The 16,567-nt window shown below is 72.5% G+C and carries 17 protein-coding genes; 9 read left to right on the forward strand and 8 right to left on the reverse strand.

Annotated features, from left to right (window positions below; genetic code table 11):
- A partial coding sequence (locus ACZ4W5_RS34550; RefSeq protein ID WP_465659029.1) for an ATP-binding protein occupies nucleotides 1-432 on the reverse strand: 432 nt, incomplete at its 3' end.
- A gap of 270 nt (nucleotides 433-702) precedes the next feature.
- Between ACZ4W5_RS34550 and ACZ4W5_RS34555 the strand changes: the two genes are divergently transcribed.
- From ACZ4W5_RS34555 to ACZ4W5_RS34565, 3 genes are all read left to right on the forward strand, one after another.
- On the forward strand, nucleotides 703-1,563 hold the full coding sequence (locus ACZ4W5_RS34555) for a helix-turn-helix domain-containing protein (protein WP_360244992.1): 861 nt from the start codon (nucleotides 703-705) through the stop codon (nucleotides 1,561-1,563).
- A complete protein-coding gene (locus ACZ4W5_RS34560) occupies nucleotides 1,556-1,747 on the forward strand; it encodes a DUF397 domain-containing protein (protein ID WP_360244995.1) in 192 nt (63 codons plus the stop codon). The genes ACZ4W5_RS34555 and ACZ4W5_RS34560 overlap by 8 nt, the downstream gene beginning before the upstream one ends.
- 366 nt (nucleotides 1,748-2,113) lie before the next feature.
- Nucleotides 2,114-3,319, forward strand: coding sequence for a hypothetical protein (locus ACZ4W5_RS34565; protein ID WP_465659032.1), 1,206 nt, complete (start codon nucleotides 2,114-2,116; stop codon nucleotides 3,317-3,319).
- A gap of 123 nt (nucleotides 3,320-3,442) precedes the next feature.
- On the opposite strand, the gene ACZ4W5_RS34570 is transcribed toward ACZ4W5_RS34565, so the two are convergent.
- The gene (locus ACZ4W5_RS34570) at nucleotides 3,443-4,489 is read right to left on the reverse strand and encodes a fatty acid desaturase family protein (protein ID WP_360245078.1); all 1,047 of its coding nucleotides are present in this window, start codon (nucleotides 4,487-4,489) and stop codon (nucleotides 3,443-3,445) included.
- A gap of 145 nt (nucleotides 4,490-4,634) precedes the next feature.
- Nucleotides 4,635-5,045 carry a VOC family protein gene (locus ACZ4W5_RS34575; RefSeq protein ID WP_465659033.1) on the reverse strand — a complete coding sequence of 137 codons (411 nt, stop codon included), beginning with the start codon at nucleotides 5,043-5,045 and terminating at the stop codon, nucleotides 4,635-4,637.
- A gap of 189 nt (nucleotides 5,046-5,234) precedes the next feature.
- Here ACZ4W5_RS34575 and ACZ4W5_RS34580 point away from each other — a divergent pair, with 189 nt between their 5' ends.
- Nucleotides 5,235-6,821 carry a serine/threonine-protein kinase gene (locus tag ACZ4W5_RS34580; protein WP_465659034.1) on the forward strand — a complete coding sequence of 529 codons (1,587 nt, stop codon included), beginning with the start codon at nucleotides 5,235-5,237 and terminating at the stop codon, nucleotides 6,819-6,821.
- Nucleotides 6,822-6,935: 114 nt separating this feature from the next.
- The gene (locus ACZ4W5_RS34585) at nucleotides 6,936-7,808 is read left to right on the forward strand and encodes an alpha/beta fold hydrolase (RefSeq protein WP_465659035.1); all 873 of its coding nucleotides are present in this window, start codon (nucleotides 6,936-6,938) and stop codon (nucleotides 7,806-7,808) included.
- Here the strand turns inward: ACZ4W5_RS34585 and ACZ4W5_RS34590 are convergent.
- Complete coding sequence (locus tag ACZ4W5_RS34590; RefSeq protein WP_465659037.1) at nucleotides 7,801-8,139, reverse strand: hypothetical protein; 339 nt, start codon at nucleotides 8,137-8,139, stop codon at nucleotides 7,801-7,803. The genes ACZ4W5_RS34585 and ACZ4W5_RS34590 overlap by 8 nt on opposite strands.
- 288 nt (nucleotides 8,140-8,427) lie before the next feature.
- A complete protein-coding gene (locus tag ACZ4W5_RS34595; protein WP_465659039.1) occupies nucleotides 8,428-9,111 on the reverse strand; it encodes a hypothetical protein in 684 nt (227 codons plus the stop codon).
- Nucleotides 9,112-9,221: 110 nt separating this feature from the next.
- Here ACZ4W5_RS34595 and ACZ4W5_RS34600 point away from each other — a divergent pair, with 110 nt between their 5' ends.
- Nucleotides 9,222-9,848: a TetR/AcrR family transcriptional regulator gene (locus tag ACZ4W5_RS34600; protein ID WP_402489196.1), complete on the forward strand. Its 627-nt coding sequence runs from the start codon at nucleotides 9,222-9,224 to the stop codon at nucleotides 9,846-9,848.
- A gap of 23 nt (nucleotides 9,849-9,871) precedes the next feature.
- Here ACZ4W5_RS34600 and ACZ4W5_RS34605 read toward each other — a convergent pair whose 3' ends face one another.
- The gene (locus ACZ4W5_RS34605) at nucleotides 9,872-10,552 is read right to left on the reverse strand and encodes a hypothetical protein (RefSeq protein ID WP_465659041.1); all 681 of its coding nucleotides are present in this window, start codon (nucleotides 10,550-10,552) and stop codon (nucleotides 9,872-9,874) included.
- A 428-nt stretch (nucleotides 10,553-10,980) separates the two neighbouring features.
- Between ACZ4W5_RS34605 and ACZ4W5_RS34610 the strand changes: the two genes are divergently transcribed.
- Nucleotides 10,981-13,482 carry a helicase-associated domain-containing protein gene (locus ACZ4W5_RS34610; protein ID WP_465659043.1) on the forward strand — a complete coding sequence of 834 codons (2,502 nt, stop codon included), beginning with the start codon at nucleotides 10,981-10,983 and terminating at the stop codon, nucleotides 13,480-13,482.
- 50 nt (nucleotides 13,483-13,532) lie between these two features.
- Here the strand turns inward: ACZ4W5_RS34610 and ACZ4W5_RS34615 are convergent, their stop codons facing one another.
- Nucleotides 13,533-13,784, reverse strand: a complete 252-nt coding sequence (locus ACZ4W5_RS34615) for a hypothetical protein (RefSeq protein ID WP_360245024.1) — start codon at nucleotides 13,782-13,784, stop codon at nucleotides 13,533-13,535.
- Nucleotides 13,785-13,922: 138 nt separating this feature from the next.
- Between ACZ4W5_RS34615 and ACZ4W5_RS34620 the strand changes: the two genes are divergently transcribed.
- Both ACZ4W5_RS34620 and ACZ4W5_RS34625 read left to right on the forward strand, forming a co-directional pair.
- A complete protein-coding gene (locus tag ACZ4W5_RS34620) occupies nucleotides 13,923-14,324 on the forward strand; it encodes a hypothetical protein (RefSeq protein ID WP_465659045.1) in 402 nt (133 codons plus the stop codon).
- Nucleotides 14,325-14,434: 110 nt separating this feature from the next.
- A complete protein-coding gene (locus ACZ4W5_RS34625) occupies nucleotides 14,435-16,072 on the forward strand; it encodes a DNA repair helicase XPB (RefSeq protein ID WP_360245030.1) in 1,638 nt (545 codons plus the stop codon).
- 44 nt (nucleotides 16,073-16,116) lie between these two features.
- Here the strand turns inward: ACZ4W5_RS34625 and ACZ4W5_RS34630 are convergent, their stop codons facing one another.
- Nucleotides 16,117-16,278 (reverse strand): hypothetical protein, encoded by a 162-nt coding sequence (locus ACZ4W5_RS34630; protein WP_465659047.1) that lies wholly within the window; start codon nucleotides 16,276-16,278, stop codon nucleotides 16,117-16,119.
- Nucleotides 16,279-16,567 lie beyond the last annotated feature (289 nt).

A 16,567-nucleotide genomic window follows, 5' to 3' on the forward strand; every position in this document is an offset into this window, starting at 1 on the left:
GCCAGGTAAGCCATTGGACCCAGGAATAACCTCCGAATTCCTCCCGGCTATGCCGGGGATACAACCAGGCGCTTTCAGGGCGCACTCGAACCAGATCGACTTGCCGTGCTCCCGGGGGTCGACGCCCCAGCGGGTGGTGAGGCCCTCGACCAGCTGGAGGCCGCGCCCGGACTCGGCGAGGACGGAGGGGGCGTGGAGGTCGGGGAAGAGCGGGCTCTCGTCGGAGACGGAGACCCGGAGGGTGTTGCGGGTCATCGCGAGGATCTGGACGACGGGGGCGGGGGTGTCGCCGTGCCGCCAGGCGTTCACGAGGAGTTCGTAGAGGCAGAGTTCGGCCTCGAAGATGGTGGAGGCGGGCCAGCCGAGGCGGACCATGGCGTCCTGGAGGGCCTGACGGCCGAGGGCGAGCGAGGGCGTGTTGAGGTGACGCATGGGAGTTCTCCCGGGCGTGGCTGAGAAGGGGAATCCGGCGGATGGATGTCGCCGTGAGCCAGGCCAGGCAGATGGGCATGGCTGCTCTGCGGCGCTTGCTGGCAAGCGTTACTGACGATCCGTCGGATCGAGGTGAGAACGACGATAGCGCAGCGTGCCTGTATTTTGAGGCCTTCGCCTCAAAATTCCCTCTATCGTGGAGACCGGCCCAGATGGACCTTCGCGCTCCCAGCGCGGCACACTGGCCCCAGCACCGGTAGAGAGGACACCATGCCCCTTCGCTCGAATCCGACTCTCCGCCAACGCCGAATCGGCACTGAGCTGCGGAGAATGCGGGAGCAGGCCGGTCTCGGTGGCAGCCAACTCGCTCGCACTCTCGGTATCAGCCCCGGGCAGATGACACAGATGGAGAAGGCGAAGATCGGCGTCAGTCCCGAGCGCCTGCGGACCGTCGCCTCGGCCTGCAAGTGCGCCAACCAGCCACTGATCAACGCCCTTGTCGACATGGCTTCGGAGCGCGAGAAGGGCTGGTGGGAGAAGTATCGCGGCACACTCACCATCGACTTCCTTGAGGTCGCCGAGCTTGAAAGCCGGGCCGCCCGACTGACCATCTGTACGACGACCTTCGTGCCCGGCCTGCTACAGACCAACGACTACGCATCGGCTGTGTTCGCTCGGATCTTTCCTCCGCTGCCGTCACAAGAGATCGACACCAGGACGGCCTTTCGACTCAAGCGGCAGGAAGTCGTGAGCTCCAGTGCGATTCCCATCCAGGTCTTCGTCCATGAGGCAGCGCTGAGGATGCAGTTCGGCGGCCCCAAAGTCCTCGCAGACCAGCTCGAATCGCTCCTCAGCGCCTCGGAGCAGCCAGGCATCTCAGTCCGCGTCGTGCCGTTCGCCGTCGACACCTTTCCAGGCTTCGGCGAGAACCTCACCTTCGCCGAAGGGCCCGTTCCCGAGCTGGACACCATCCAGATGGACGTGGCTCAAGGTGCACTCTTCTTCGACTCCCCAGCGGACCTGGCCAAGCACCGGGCGATCTTCTCCACCCTGGACTCCACGGCACTCTCCGAAGAAGGATCACGTGATTTCGTTCGATCCGTCATGAAGGATGTAATGCCGTATGCGTAAGTCAGAGTGGCAGAAGTCCAGCTACAGCGCCGCAAACAATGAGTGCGTGGAGGTGCGTGTGGCCGACGGCGCCATCGAACTCCGCGAGTCCGACGAAGGCCACCTCATCCTCCACACCACCCCGGCCGCCCTCGCCGCCCTCCTCAGCGGCCTCAAGGCCGGCGAGTTCGACCACCACGCCTGACCCTCCACACGTCCCAGGAGTGGGAAGTCGACCCCATCGACTTCCCACTCCCCGCCCGCGTTCTCCTGATCCGTACGGAAACCGTAGCTACGGCCCCGCCCGGGAAGCCGTGTCCGCTTCGCCATCGCGGCGGTCGCGGCGGGCGGCCTCCTGCGCCCGTTCAAGCCGTATCCGCCCGGCCGGATGCCCCCGCCCGGCCTCGACGGGTTCCGCGTGCGGTGGCCGAGGGTAACCGTCGTCACGGTCCGTCAACGGGTGGCGTGCGCCTCTGCGGCGTTGCCGGCCGCGGCAGTTGGCCGAGTGGGCAGGGTCGGCCCTGAGGCGTAGATTCGAGGTATGTAAACGAACGAATGACGGGAGGAGACGATGGCTGCCCGCTCGACCCACGTCACGCTCCAGAACTTCGCCGGGGTGCTGAACCTCAGGCTCACCGCCACGGAAATCGGCCCGGGTGTCTTCACCACCCAGCCGCCACAGCTCATCGGGGACAGGGGGGAATGGGAATCGGAGTCGGACGGATTCCTCACCGGCACCGAAGGCCGGGTCACCTATCAGATCGAGGACGTTGACGGCGTCCGCCAGGGCGAAATGAGCTTCCACTGGGACAACCCCTTCACCGGGGCGAACTCCTACGAAGAGAGCGTGACCCCCGCCGCGACGGGCGCCACCAGCGGGGGCTTCTCGGTGGTGCACCTCGGCGGCAGCGGCAACAACACGACCGTGGAGGTGCAACTGCTCAAAGGCTTCTGCCAGGCCAACCAGGACACCGGCGAGATCGTCTGCGCATCCGCCGACCCACTGACGGGCACGTCCCAACGCTTCGCCGCGATCTTCGAGCAGAGCCAGGGCCCCTCGTTCCACGCGGTCCACGACCTGACCGCCGACCAGTACCAGCAGACCTTCGACACCCTCACCGGACAGGGCTTCCGCCCCGTGTGGGTGAGCGGCTACGCCGTCGATGCGGTTGACCGCTACGCCGCCATCTTCGAGCAGCGCGACGGGCCGCCGTTCGCGGCCTTCCACCGCCTGAGCGCCGACCAGTACCAGCAGACCTTCAACGACCAAGTCGCCCAGGGCTTCCGCCCGATCGACGTCAGCGGCTACGCGGTGAACGGTGGCGACCTCTACGCCGCCATCTTCGAACAGCAGAGCGGCCCGCCGTTCGCGGCCTTCCACCGCCTCAGCGCCGACCAGTACCAGCAGACCTTCAACGACCAAGTCGCCCAGGGCTTCCGCCCCGTCCACGTCAGCGGCTACGCGGTGAACGGTGGCGACCTCTACGCCGCCATCTTCGAGCAGCGGAACGGCCCGCCGTTCGCGGCCTTCCACCGCCTCAGCGCCGACCAGTACCAGCAGACCTTCAAGGACCAAGTGGCCCAAGGCTTCCGCCCGATCGACGTCAGCGGCTACACCTTCGACGGCGGCGACCACTACGCCGCCATCTTCGAACAGCAGAGCACACCGCCGTTCGCCGCCTTCCACCGCCTCAGCGCCGACCAGTACCAGCAGACCTTCAACGACCAAGTGGCCCAAGGCTTCCGGCTGACCAGAGTCAGCGGATACTCCCTCTGAACCTCGCGACCGCTTCCGATGCGCAGGAAGTCGACCCCGCCGACTTCCTGCGCATCGCCCCGCCTCGCGCCGCATCGCCCCGCCTCGCGCCGCAGCCCCTCGCACGGGCCCGGGCGGCGTCGCTCAGTCGCCGGAGCGGATCGGCTCGCCCGTGCGGTGCAGGTGGGTGAGGATCTCCCGGTAGGAGCGGAGCAGCCCGGTCTCGTAGTACGGGATGTCCTTCTCCGCGCAGAACTCCCGGGTGATCCGGGCCGCCCGCCCGAGCGCGGGGGTCGGCATGCTGGGGAACAGGTGGTGCTCCACCTGGTAGTTGAGGCCGCCCATCACCACGTCGAGCAGCGGCCCGCCGCGGACGTTGCGCGAGGTGAGCACCTGGCGGCGCAGGAAGTCGAGCCGCATCCCGGGCGTCACCATCAGCATGCCCTTGTGGTTCGGCGCGAAGACGCAGCCCAGGTAGACGCCGAGCAGCGCCTGGTGCACGGCGACGAAGGCCAGGGCCTTGCCGAACGGCAGCGCGCCGAAGACCAGGCCGAAGTAGGCCGCGAAGTGGACGACCAGCAGGACGCCCTCCAGCACCGGCCGCTTCACCGCCGGGCCGCGCAGCGCGCGGAAGCTGTTGAAGCTGAGGTTGAGGCCCTCCAGCAGGAGCAGCGGGAAGAACAGGTACGCCTGCCGGCGGCCGATGAACCGGGCGAGGCCGCTCGCCTGCCGGGCCTGCCGCTGGGACCACACGACGAGGTCGGGCGAGACGTCCGGGTCGCGCTCCTCGTGGTTGGGGTTGGCGTGGTGGCGGGTGTGCTTGTTCATCCACCAGCCGTAGCTCATGCCCATCAGCAGGTTGGCGGCGATCCGGCCGCCGACCTCGCTGGGCACCCGCCGACTGAACACCTGGCGGTGCGCCAGATCGTGCGACAGCAGCGCGACCTGGGCGAAGACCGCGGCCATCACGGCCGCCAGGGCGAGCTGCCACCAGGTGTCGCCGATCGCGTACAGGGCGCACCAGCCGTCGACGAACGCGAAGAGCACCAGCCCGATGCGGGCCGCGTAGTAGCCGGGGCGGCGGTCCAGCAGACCCTCGGCGGCGATCCGGCGGCTCAACTGGGCGAAGTCACTGCCGCCGCCCTCCGGCTGCGGGGCGGCGGACGCCGGAGCGGCCGCGGCCTTGGTCATCGTCACGGACTGTGTGGGCATGCCCCGAGTCTGGCCCGCCGGGCGGAGCCGCAGAACGGGGAAAGCACCCCTCCCGTACGGGTGTTAACCCCCGCAGCGGGAGGGGTGGCGGCGGGCCCGGGGGCCGACCGGCGGCCCGGCTTGCTCAGCCCTTGTCGCCGCCCATCCAGGCGGCGCGCTGGCGCAGCGAGATGCGGTTGCCGTCCGGGTCCACGGCTTCGACGCGGATGCCGAAGCCGTAGTCCTCCGGCTCGGACTGCTCGAAGGTGACGCCGCGCCCGCTCAGCACCTTGAAGTCCGCCCGCAGATCGTCCGATTCGAGGAAGACCGGCCCCGGAGTGACACCCGGCAGGCGCGAGGCCGGCTGGCCGGCGGCCGGGGCGTGCGGCCAGAGGATGATCTCCACCGGGCTGCCCGGGGTGGCCACGGTCAGGAAGCGCCCGTCGGGGCCCGGGTGGTCGATGCGCTTCTCCAGGCCGAGCCGGTCGGTGTAGAACTCCAGGGCGCGGTCCTGGTCGGTGACGTAGACCGTCACGTACATGATGTTCGTCAGCATCTCGCTGGGTGTCCCTTCGTGTCGTCGAGGGTGCTCCATCGCTCCTCTGCCGCACCGACGGATCCCGACAAGCAGATGTGACACGTAGGACGGTCGGTTGATCCACCCGGAGCCCTGCCCGTACTGTCGGCACGCGGCGGCATCGACGGCATCGGGGACGTCGGCGGCGATCGAGAACGGGGCGGGGCCGTGACCGAAGAGGCGATACCAGGACGGCTGATCGGCCGTCGCTACCGGCTCGTCCGGCAGCTGGGGGCCGGCGGCTTCGGGCGGGTCTGGCAGGCCCACGACGAGACGCTGGGCATCGACGTGGCCGTCAAGCAGCTGTGGCTGCCGCCCGCGACCTCGGACGGCGAGCGGGCCGAACGGCTGGCCCGGGCCGAGCGCGAGGCGCGCAACGCCGCCCGGCTGCGCGACCGGCCGCACATCGTGTCCGTCCACGACGTGCTGGTCGAGGACGGCATGCCGTGGATGGTGATGCAGCTGGTGTCGGGCGGCTCGCTGGGCGACCGGCTGGCCGCGCACGGGCCGCTGCCGGTCGAGCGGGCGGCCGCGGTCGCCCGCGCCCTGCTGACCGCCCTCGGCGCCGCCCACGCGGCCGGGGTGGTGCACCGGGACGTCAAGCCCGCCAACGTGATGCTCGCCGACGACGGCGAGGTGCTGCTCGCGGACTTCGGGATCGCCGTCCACCAGGCCGACACGACGCTCACCGCGACCGGGGCGTTCATCGGCTCGATCGAGTACATCGCGCCCGAGCGGGCGCGCGGCGTGGACGGGCAGGCCGCCTCCGACCTGTTCTCCCTCGGTGTCACCCTGTACCAGGCGGTCGAGGGCGTCTCGCCGTTCCGCCGGGACTCGGCGACGGCCTCGCTGACCGCCGTCCTGTTCGACCCGCCCGCGCCGCCGCGCAACGCCGGTCGGCTGGCGCCGCTGATCCTGGCGCTGCTGGCGAAGGAACCGGAGCAACGACCCAGCACGGCACAGGCGTTGGCGATGCTCGACCGGTCCGTCCCGAACGTGCCCACGGTGCTCGACCATCCGCTCCCGGCGCCGACCGCTGCGCCCGTGACCGTGACCGCGTCCACGCCCGTGACCGCGCCCGTGACCGTGACCGCGTCCACGCCCGTGTCCACGCCCGCGCCCGCGGTGCAGGACCTCGCGGTGACGGCGCCGACGGACGCCCCGAGGTCGCGCTCGGCCCGGACGACCATGGGCGTGATCGTCGGCGCCGTGCTGGCCGCGGTGGTCGGGGTGCTGGTCGCCACGCTCCCCGGGGACGACGGGACCGATCAGCCCGAGGCCGCGGCCGGGGCCACCGCCTCCGGGCTGCCGCTGAGCAGCCCGTCGAGCAGCTCGGCGCCCGGCCTCCCGGACCTGCCGACCCCCTGCCGCGTCTCCTCCGACCTCGCCGCCAAGCTCGGGCTCACCAGCCAGGGCCACGAGGACGTCAAGCCCGAACGGCGCCGGTGCGACTGGTGGACCGACGGCTCCCCCCGCCTCCCGTACAACTTCGCCAGTGCGCAGACCTACCGGGGCCCGTACACCGTCCAACCGAACTCGCACCCGGTGCGGATCGCGAACGCCGTGACCGGCCAGGAGTACATCGACGACAAGCCCAGCAACAACGGCATCGTCTTCTGCCGCGTCGAGTGGCCCACGGACAACGGCGGCTTCGCCTCGGCGGTGATGCAGTCCCCCAAGGGCTCCGACCCCAGCCACCTCTGCGAGTTCACCGAGCAGTGGGCGGACGGGCTGTACCAGAGCCTGAGGCCCTGACTTCGCGGCGCCCGGAACGGCTCGTCCAGGTGGTGGGCCAGGACGGGCGTTTCGGCCTCCCTTGCCCCGGCGCACGTTGGTACACGCGTATCATTCGTGTGATACACATGTACCATGCGAATCAGCGAGTTCACGAACGGCAAGGCCGAAGCCCGCTTCCGCACCGCCTACGAGCACGCCCTGACCCGCCTCTGGCCCGGGCAGCACACCGCGACGACCGTCCCCACCGGCTTCGGCAGCACCCGCGTCCTGCGCACCGGCCCCGCGCACGGGCAGCCGGTCGTGCTGCTCCCCGGCGCCGGCGGCAACGCCCTGATGTGGCACGCGTACGTCGAACGCCTCGCCCAGCAGCACCCCGTCATCGCCGTGGACACCGTCGGCGAACCGGGCGCCAGCGTGCAGACCACCCCGATCAGGGACGGCCATGACGCCGCCGACTGGCTGGAGGAACTCCTCGCCGCGCTCGACGTGCCCGCCGCCCACCTGGTCGGCTGCTCCTACGGCGGCTGGATCGCCCTCCACCACCGGCTCCGCCACCCCGGCCGGACAGCCTCCCTCACCCTGGTCGACCCGGCCGGCCTGGCCGACGTCGGCCGCCGCTTCTACACCTGGCTGATCCTCGGCGGCCTCGCTGCTCTGGCCCCGCGCGCGCTCCGCCCCCGGCTGGCCCGGGCGGTTGGCAACAGCGCCATCCTGGAGGCCGAGCTGATGACCCTGACGCGCGCCTCGACCGGCTTCCGCCGCCGCCTGCCCCTGGCCACCACCCTCGACGACGCCGAACTGGCCCGCCTCGACGCGCCCGCGCTCTTCCTGCTCGGCGAGCGCAGCGCCCTGCACGACGCCCGGACCGTCGCCGAGCGGCTGCACCGGCTCGCCCCGGCCGCCCAGGTCCGGATCGTGCCCGGCGCCGGGCACGCGCTGACCACGGACGATCCGGCGGCGGTCCTCGACGGGATCCTCACCATGGCGGCGCCGCAGGTCAGTTGACCGCCTCGACGATCCCGTCCCGTTCGGCCCCCTCGCCCTCGCGCTCCTCCTCCGCCGGCCCGTCCGCCAGGACCATCGGCCAGTCCTCCCCGGAGGCCAGCAGCGCCTCCAGGGGCACCCCGGCTGCCCCGGTGAACACGGCGGTGGCCTCGGAGAGCCGGGCCGACCGGGCCGAACGGGCCGACCGGGCGGCCACCTCGGCGGGAAGGTCCACCTCGGCGGAGAGGACCACGGCGGCGTCCGGATCGAGGGCCGAACGGAGCGGGAAGTCGGCCGGGTCAACCCGCACCTGCTCCAGCGCGTACGGGTAGACCGCGATCGTCACCGTCAACCGGTCGCCGTCCAGGCTGCGTTCGGCCCAGCCGTCGGTCGGCAGCAGGAAGAAGGCGCCGTCCCCCTCGTAGCAGTACGCGCCGAGCCGGTCCAGGGCCCGCTCGCCGGGGGGTGCCGTCGGGATCGACGACGAGGACGGCGACGTGCGCCTCCCGGTCGCTCGGGTCGAGGTCGGAGCGGACGTACAGACGGGCCACCGAGCGCCTCCGGTTCGCGGAACGGAATCGGGCCCGTCGCCGTACCCCGCAAGGGAGTTGGGCGACGGGCCCGGGGGCCCACGCTACCGTCAGGCGGTCGCCTGGTCCGCCGCCGGACCCCCCTTGCGGCCCACCACCTGCCGCCGCACCGCCCAGACCGCCCCGGCGAGCACGAAGCCGTAGACCGACACCAGCCCGTGGCCGTTCTCCTGGGCGAACCACATCGCCAGGCCGAGCACCGGGACGCCGGCGGCCAGGGCGATCTCCTTGGGGAGCCGGGTGCGGGTGAGGAAGGCGAGGGCCAGGGTGGCGCCGAGGAAGTAGGTGGCGCCGGAGCTGCCGGCGAAGTTGCGGGGGTCGGTGCTGGGGCCGCCGCCGATGCCGATCAGGGTGTCGATCCGGCCGGGCAGCAGGATGCCGGCCAGGAAGAAGCCGAGGGTGAGCGTGCCGCCCCAGTACCACTGGGCGAGCGCGGCGACGGCGGCAAGGCTGACGAGGTTCCACAGGCCGCCGAAGAGGCCGCCGTTCTGCATGAACACCGAGGTGAACTCGCGCCACCAGCCGGACCGTGCCGGGTCCGCGTCCAGCGCGTCCATGGCGCCGGACCACACCAGCTGGAGCAGCACCCCGCCGACGGCGACGGCGGTCAGGGCGATCGCCGCCCACGGGAGCGGCCGTCCGCGCAGGGTGTCGCGGCCGACCACGCCGAGCCCGCAGTTGACCATCATGACCATCAGCGCAGCCGTGGTCACGTTGAAGACGATGGCGTCCATGACTGGCCCTCCCCCCGGTTCCGGCGCTTTCCAACGCCGTTCGAAAACCTGATGGAGCAAAGGTAGCACAGTTTTCGAACAGTGTTGGAAAACGATGTACGGTGGACCGCATGAAGCTCACCAAGGAGCGCATCGTCGACGCCGGCATGGCCGTCTTCGCCGAGGTCGGCTACCAGAACCTGTCCATGCGCCAGGTCGCCGAACGCCTCGACGCCCATGCCGGCAGCCTCTACTACCACGTGCGCGGCAAGGACGAACTGCTCGCCCTGATGGCCGACCGGATCAGCCGCCGCGCGTACGACGCGGGCACCGCCGCCCTCGCCGCCCTCCCGCCCGACGCCGGCTGGCAGGACCGCGTCGAGGCCCAGGCCGTCACCCTGCGCCACGAGATCAAGCAGCACGCCGGCGGCGCCCAACTCCTCGCCGAGAGCCCCGGCGTGCTCAGCACCGGCGGTCTCTCCCTGATGGAACGCCTGCTGCGCACCCTCCTCGACGCGGGCCTGCCCGCCGAGCACTGCGGCACGGCCGCCGACACCCTGCTCAGCCACGTCACCGGCTTCGTGCTCCAGGAGCAGAACCAGCCCACCGCCCCGCCGACCGTCACCGCCGAGCTCTACGCAGAGCTCCGCGAACGGTTCCCACTGGTCATGGGCGACCTGATCCCGCGACTGAGCCAGGACGAGAAGTACGTACGGAGCATCCGCCTGCTCTGCACGGGCTTCACGGCGCTCTCCTGAGCCGCCGGGGGCGACCCCGGCGCTCAGCCCTGCTGCGGCGGACGGCGGCGCATGCTCAGCAGCAACAGCACCACCGCCGTCAGCACCGCCGAGGTGCGCAACACGCCCGGAGCCATCGACCAGCTGAACTGCCCCAGCGGGGAACCGGTCTGCACCCCGCCACCGCCACCGCCCGCCCCCTGCTTCGCCGTTCGCATCGCGAACAGCGCGGTCGCGCTCATCGTCACCAGCGGGATCCCCAGGATCACGAACTTACGTGTCAGATCGGAGAGTTGACGGGACAGGTAGCCGAGCCCCCAGCCCGCCAGCATGGCCGGGAAGAACCCGGACACCGCACCGCCGACCAACAGCCCGCAGGACAACAGGATCAGCGGGGACGGCTTGCGGGCCCCCTGGCCCGCCCCGGCGGCCGTCGCGGCCTTCCCGGCCTTCGCCTGCGCGGCCTTGGCCTGCGCCTTCCGCTGCCGTTTCGACAGCCGCACCGGCCGCCCCCCGGCCTGCCCCACCTGCGCCCCGGCCTGCTCCCCGGCCTGCGCCGCCGCGTCCTCCGCGCGCTGCTCGGGGATCGGCTTCGGCGCGGGCTGCGGCGTGTCCGAGAAGTCGAGCATCGTCATCGTCCACGGGCTCGAACTCTGCACCATCGGCGGCGGGATCACCTCCGAACCGCCCTCGGGCGAGGCGACGCCCGGCAGGTCCAGAGACACGTTCGGAATGCCACCCGTCCCGGTGAACCCGGACGCGACCGAGGGCCCGTACACGCTGTCCTCCGCCGCCGGACCCTCGGGCGCGGCCGCTGGCGGAGCCGCCGGGGGAGGCGTCGACGGGGGAGCCGCCGGGGGAGGCGTCGACGGCGCGGATGCACCCGACGCCCCCGGCCGCTCGCTCCACGGCCCGCTCTTGCGCCACCACTCGCCGTCCGTCATCACCGACACCCCGCCTCGCCCACGCCGTCCGCCGAACCGCGGCGACCGCCCACCGAACCGCCCTCGGCCGTGACGCTACCCACCGTGCCCCGTCGACGCGAGTCCCGCCGCGCACCCCGCGCCACCGCAGCCGCACTACCGGGGCCCCCGCCCCCGGCCCGCCGTACGAGCGCACCCCACCATCGGCGCGCCCGACTAACCTAGGTCGAATGACCACACAGCAGGGCCCCCAAGGCCAGCGCAGGACGCCCGCCGGCCCCCGCACCCTCGCCGAGGAGCTGCGCGCCCGCCCCGACGACGCGCTCGCCGCCCTGCTCCGGTCCCGCCCCGACCTGCTGAACCCCGTCCCCGGCGACCTCACCCAGCTCGCCGCCCGGCTGTCCTCGCGCGCCTCCGCGCTGCGCGCCCTGGAGCGGCTCGACCGGTTCACCCTCCAGGTCGCCGAGGCCCTGGCGACCGCCCCGGACGGCACCTCCCTGGCCACCGTCCGTACCCTGCTGACCGGCCCGGCCAAGGTCAAGCCGCACCCCGGCGCCACCCCGCTCACCCCGGCCGACCGCGCCGCCGTCGCCTCCGCCCTCCCGCGCGCCGTCGCCGTCCTGCGCGACCGGGCGCTGCTCTGGGGCCCCGACAACGGCCTGCGGCTGGTGCTCGCCGTCCGCGAGGCACTCGCCCCCACCGCCGCGAACCCCGGCCGCACCGGCCTCGGCCCCACTCTCGCCGACGCCACCACCGGCATGTCCCCGGCCCGGCTGCAGCAGCTGCTCGCCTCCGCCGGGCAGCCCGCCACCCCGGACCCGGTCACCGCGGTCGCCGCGCTGACCGCCCTGCTCACCGACCGCGCCCGCTGCGCCGCCCTGCTCGACACCGCCCCCGAACCGGCGCTGCGGCTGCTGGACCGGCTGGTCTGGGGGCCGCCCACCGGCACCGTCCCGGACGCCACCCGCCCGGTCACCGCCGAGGACGCGCAGAGCCCGGTCGAATGGCTGCTGGCCCGCGGCCTGCTGCTGCCCACCAGCCCGGGCAGCGTCGTACTGCCCCGCGAGCTGGCCCTGCACCTGCGCGGCGGCCGCACCCACCGCACCGTCGAACCGCTCCAGCCCGAGCCCGCGCCCGCCGCTCCCCCGCGCGATCCACAGGCTGTGGACAACGCCGCGGCCGGCCAGGCGCACACCGCCGTCAAGACCGTCGAGGAGCTCCTCGACACCTGGGGCCTCACCCCGCCGCCCACCCTGCGGGCCGGCGGCCTCGGCGTACGGGACCTCAAGCGCGCCGCCCAGACCCTGGAGACCACCGAGCAGCAGGCCGCCTTCTGGCTCGAACTCGCCTACACCGCGGGGCTGCTGGCCCCCGACGGCGAGGCCGACGAATGCTGGGCACCGACCCCGGCCTACGACGGCTGGCTGCAGCTGGACACCGCCGAACGCTGGTCCGTGCTGGCCGCCGCCTGGCTCACCGCCACCCGCGTCCCCGCCCTCACCGGCACCCCGGACGGCAAGGGCAAGCCGCGCGCCGCCCTCGGCCCCGAGCTCGACCGCACCCTCGCCCCGTCCGTCCGCCGGGCCGCCCTCGCGCTGCTCGCCGAACTCCCGCCGGGCACCCCGGCCACCGCCGCGGAACTGCTGCCCACCCTGCGCTGGCAGCGCCCGCTGCGCGGCGGCCCCACCGGCCCGAGCGGCCACGAGCTGCGCGACGACCTCACCGCCTGGACCCTCGCCGAGGCCGAACTGCTCGGCATCACCGGCCGCGGCGCCCTCGCCGCCCCCGCCCGCGCCCTGCTCACCGCCGAGTCCGACCCGGCCGAGGTGCTCGCCCCGCTGCTCCCGCGGCCGCTGGACCACGTGATCCTCCAGCCGGACCTCACCGCGATCGCCCCCGGCCCGCTGCTCACCCCGCTCGCCCAGGCGCTCGCCCTGTGCGCCGACATCGAGTCCAAGGGCGGCGCCACCGTCTACCGCTTCACCCCGACCTCCGTGCGCCGCGCCCTCGACGCCGGCCGCACCGCCGCCGACCTCCAGACCTTCCTGGCCCAGCACAGCCGCACGCCCGTCCCCCAGCCGCTCGCCTACCTGATCGACGACGTCGCCCGCCGGCACGGCATCCTGCGGGTCGGGGCCGCCTCCTCCTACCTGCGCTGCGACGACCCGGCCCTGCTGAACGAGGTGCTCGCCGACCGCCGCGCCGCCGACCTGCGGCTGCGCCTGCTCGCCCCCACCGTCCTCGCCGCCCAGGCCGCCCCGGACGTCCTGCTCACCGCACTGCGCACCATGGGCTACGCCCCGGCCGCCGAATCCGCCGAGGGCGACGTCCTGATCACCCGGCCGGACAGCCACCGCACCCCTCCCCGCAGCGCCCCCACGCCCGTCCCCGACGGGCCGCCCACCCCCGACGACACCCTGCTCGCCGCCGCGATCAAGGCCGTCCGGGCCGGCGACCGCGCCGCCACCGCCACCCGCCGCGAGCCGACCCCCGACCCGCGCCAACTCCCCCGCACCGCCGCCGCCGAGACCCTCGCCGCGCTCCAGACCGCCGTCCTGCTCGGCGAGCGGATGTGGATCGGCTACCTCAACGCCGAGGGCATCGCCAGCCAGCGGATCATCGACCCGGTGAAGGTCGAAGGCGGCTTCGTCACCGCCTTCGACCACCACGCCGACGAACTCCGCACCTTCGCCCTGCACCGGATCACCGGCGTCGCGGAGCTGGACGAGTAGGACGAGTAGGAGCTGGACGAGTAGGACGGGCAGCGGGAGGCGACGGGGCGTCAGTGCCCCTGCGACTCCTTCATCTTCTGCTTGACGGCCTGGTCCGCCAGGCTGCCGATCTCGCCCTGGCCGACCGGCAGCGAGCCGCCGCCGACCTGGTCGGCGATCAGGAATCCGGGGGCGGCCAGCAGGCCGCCGGGCCCCTCCCCGATGCCCGCGAGGGCGTGGGCGGAGCCGGCCGAGGAGGCGGTGGCGGCGAAGGCCGTGCCCATCAGGGCGAGGGCGGTGAGAACGCGCTTCGAGTTCTTCATGACCGGCTCAACGAGCGAGCACGCACCGTGGTCACTCGGACCGTGGTCACTCGGACCGTGGCCACTCGGAGCAGTTGACGGGCCGCGCCCACGGGCGTACTCCGGGAACAGGGGGTTCCCGCCAAGGAGGCGACCACCATGCTCGGTGACCGGATAGCGGAGTTCACCACCACGGAGAGCGGCCGACGGGTGCTGGCCACGGTCGGCGGCCCCGCGCTGGAGGTGTCGATGACCGGCGTCGGCCAGCTGCTCGGCCACCCGGTCCGGGAGTTCGTCACCTACGAGTCCGAGCTGCGGCCCGACGGCTCGCTGTTCGGCGAGGGTCAGGGCGTCGGCATGACCGACAAGGGCGAGACCTACAGCTGGCACGGCAGCGGCATCGGCCACTTCGCCGAGGGCGGGGCGGTCAGCTGGCGCGGCAGCATCTACTTCGAGAGTTCCGCCGACACCTTCCTGCGCCTGAACGACCTGGTCGGCGTGTTCGAGTTCGACAACGACCCCACCGGCGCGGGCCGGGCCGTGCTCTACGAATGGAAGTAGCCCGCCCCCGTCGAAACAGCCCGCCCACGTTCCGCGCGAAATGAGCGACACTGGAGGGTCTGCGTCAGACCCAGCCAGTCAGCCTGTCAGCCAGTGGAGGGCTCCCCCGCGTGAACGACGGACCGCTCATCGTCCAGAGCGACAAGACTCTCCTCCTGGAGATCGACCACCCCAAGGCCGCCGACTGCCGCCGCGCCATCGCCCCGTTCGCCGAACTGGAGCGGGCGCCCGAGCACGTCCACACCTACCGGGTGACCCCGCTCGGGCTGTGGAACGCCCGGGCCGCCGGGCACGACGCCGAGCAGGTCGTCGACGCCCTGGTGACGTACTCCCGCTACCCGGTGCCGCACGCCCTGCTGGTCGACGTGGCGGACACCATGGGCCGCTACGGCCGGCTCCAGCTGTCCAAGCACCCCACCCACGGGCTGGTGCTGACCACCACCGACCGCCCGGTCCTGGAGGAGGTGCTGCGCTCCAAGAAGATCGTCCCGCTGGTCGGCGCCCGGGTCGACCCCGACACCGTGGTGGTGCACCCCTCCGAGCGCGGGCAGATCAAGCAGGTGCTGCTCAAACTCGGCTGGCCCGCCGAGGACTTCGCCGGCTACGTGGACGGCGAGGCGCACCCGATCGAGCTGGACGAGAACGGCTGGCAGCTGCGCCCGTACCAGGCCCAGGCCGTCGAGGGCTTCTGGCACGGCGGCTCCGGCGTCGTGGTGCTGCCCTGCGGCGCCGGCAAGACGCTGGTCGGCGCCGCCGCCATGGCGCACGCCAAGTCGACCACGCTGATCCTGGTCACCAACACCGTCTCGGCCCGCCAGTGGAAGCACGAGCTGGTCAAGCGCACCTCGCTCACCGAGGACGAGATCGGCGAGTACAGCGGCACCAGGAAGGAGATCCGCCCGGTCACCATCGCCACCTACCAGGTGATGACGACCAAGCGGAAGGGCGTCTACGCCCACCTGGAGCTGTTCGACGCCCGCAACTGGGGCCTGGTGGTGTACGACGAGGTGCACCTGCTGCCCGCGCCGGTGTTCAAGTTCACCGCCGACCTCCAGGCCCGCCGCCGGCTCGGCCTGACCGCCACCCTGGTGCGCGAGGACGGCCGCGAGGGCGACGTGTTCAGCCTGATCGGCCCGAAGCGCTTCGACGCCCCGTGGAAGGAGATCGAGGCCCAGGGCTACATCGCGCCCGCCGACTGCTGCGAGGTGCGGGTCACCCTGACCGACTCGGAGCGGCTCGCCTACGCGACCGCCGAGCCGGAGGAGCGCTACCGCTTCTGCGCCACCACGGCGACCAAGCGGCGGGTGGTGGAGGCCCTGGTCAAGAAGCACGAGAAGGACCAGACGCTGATCATCGGCCAGTACATCGACCAGCTGGACGAACTCGGCGAGGCCCTGGACGCGCCCGTGATCAAGGGCGAGACCAGCAACGCCCAGCGCGAGAAGCTCTTCGAGGCCTTCCGGAACAAGGAGATCGGCGTCCTGGTCGTCTCCAAGGTCGCGAACTTCTCGATCGACCTGCCCGAGGCCACGGTGGCCATCCAGGTCTCCGGGACCTTCGGCTCCCGCCAGGAGGAGGCCCAGCGCCTCGGCCGCGTGCTGCGCCCCAAGGCGGACGGGCACTCGGCGCACTTCTACTCGGTGGTCGCCCGGGACACCGTGGACCAGGACTTCGCCGCCCACCGGCAGCGCTTCCTCGCCGAGCAGGGCTACGCGTACCGGATCATCGACGCCGACGACGTCCTCTAACGGGCACGACGCCCGCTAGCGGGCACGACGCCCTCTAGCGGGGCTCAGAGCCGGACACCGTCGCGCCCGAGGAAGATCACGCGCGCGGCGGTGTCCAGCGCGATGCCGACGTTGCGCACAGCGGTGCTCAGCGGGTTGCGGTGGCGGCCCTGGACGGCGGTCGCGCCGGCCGGGCCCGTACGGGGGTTGCGGTTCTCGGTGCTCATGTCTTCAACGGTAGGCACCCGGACGGCCCAGGGCATCACCCCGAAGGCCGTACCCACCAGGACGGAGGTCCTCCTCCGGGTGTACGGGACCCCCGGCACCCCCTGAGACCTGCGGGGCTGGAACCCGGAGGCGCACGGGTCTAAGATCGTCCGTCTGCCCCCTCCCGAACCGTGGTACCTGCTGACGTCCGCAGGCAGCCGGGGGAGGCGCCGACCGCACGGCAACCGGTCGGCCGTACCCCACCGTGAGCTCCATCGATCCGCTGCGCCCGCTACCGGGGCAGCCGGG

The sequence above is a fragment of the Kitasatospora sp. NPDC029367 genome, from assembly GCF_055569135.1.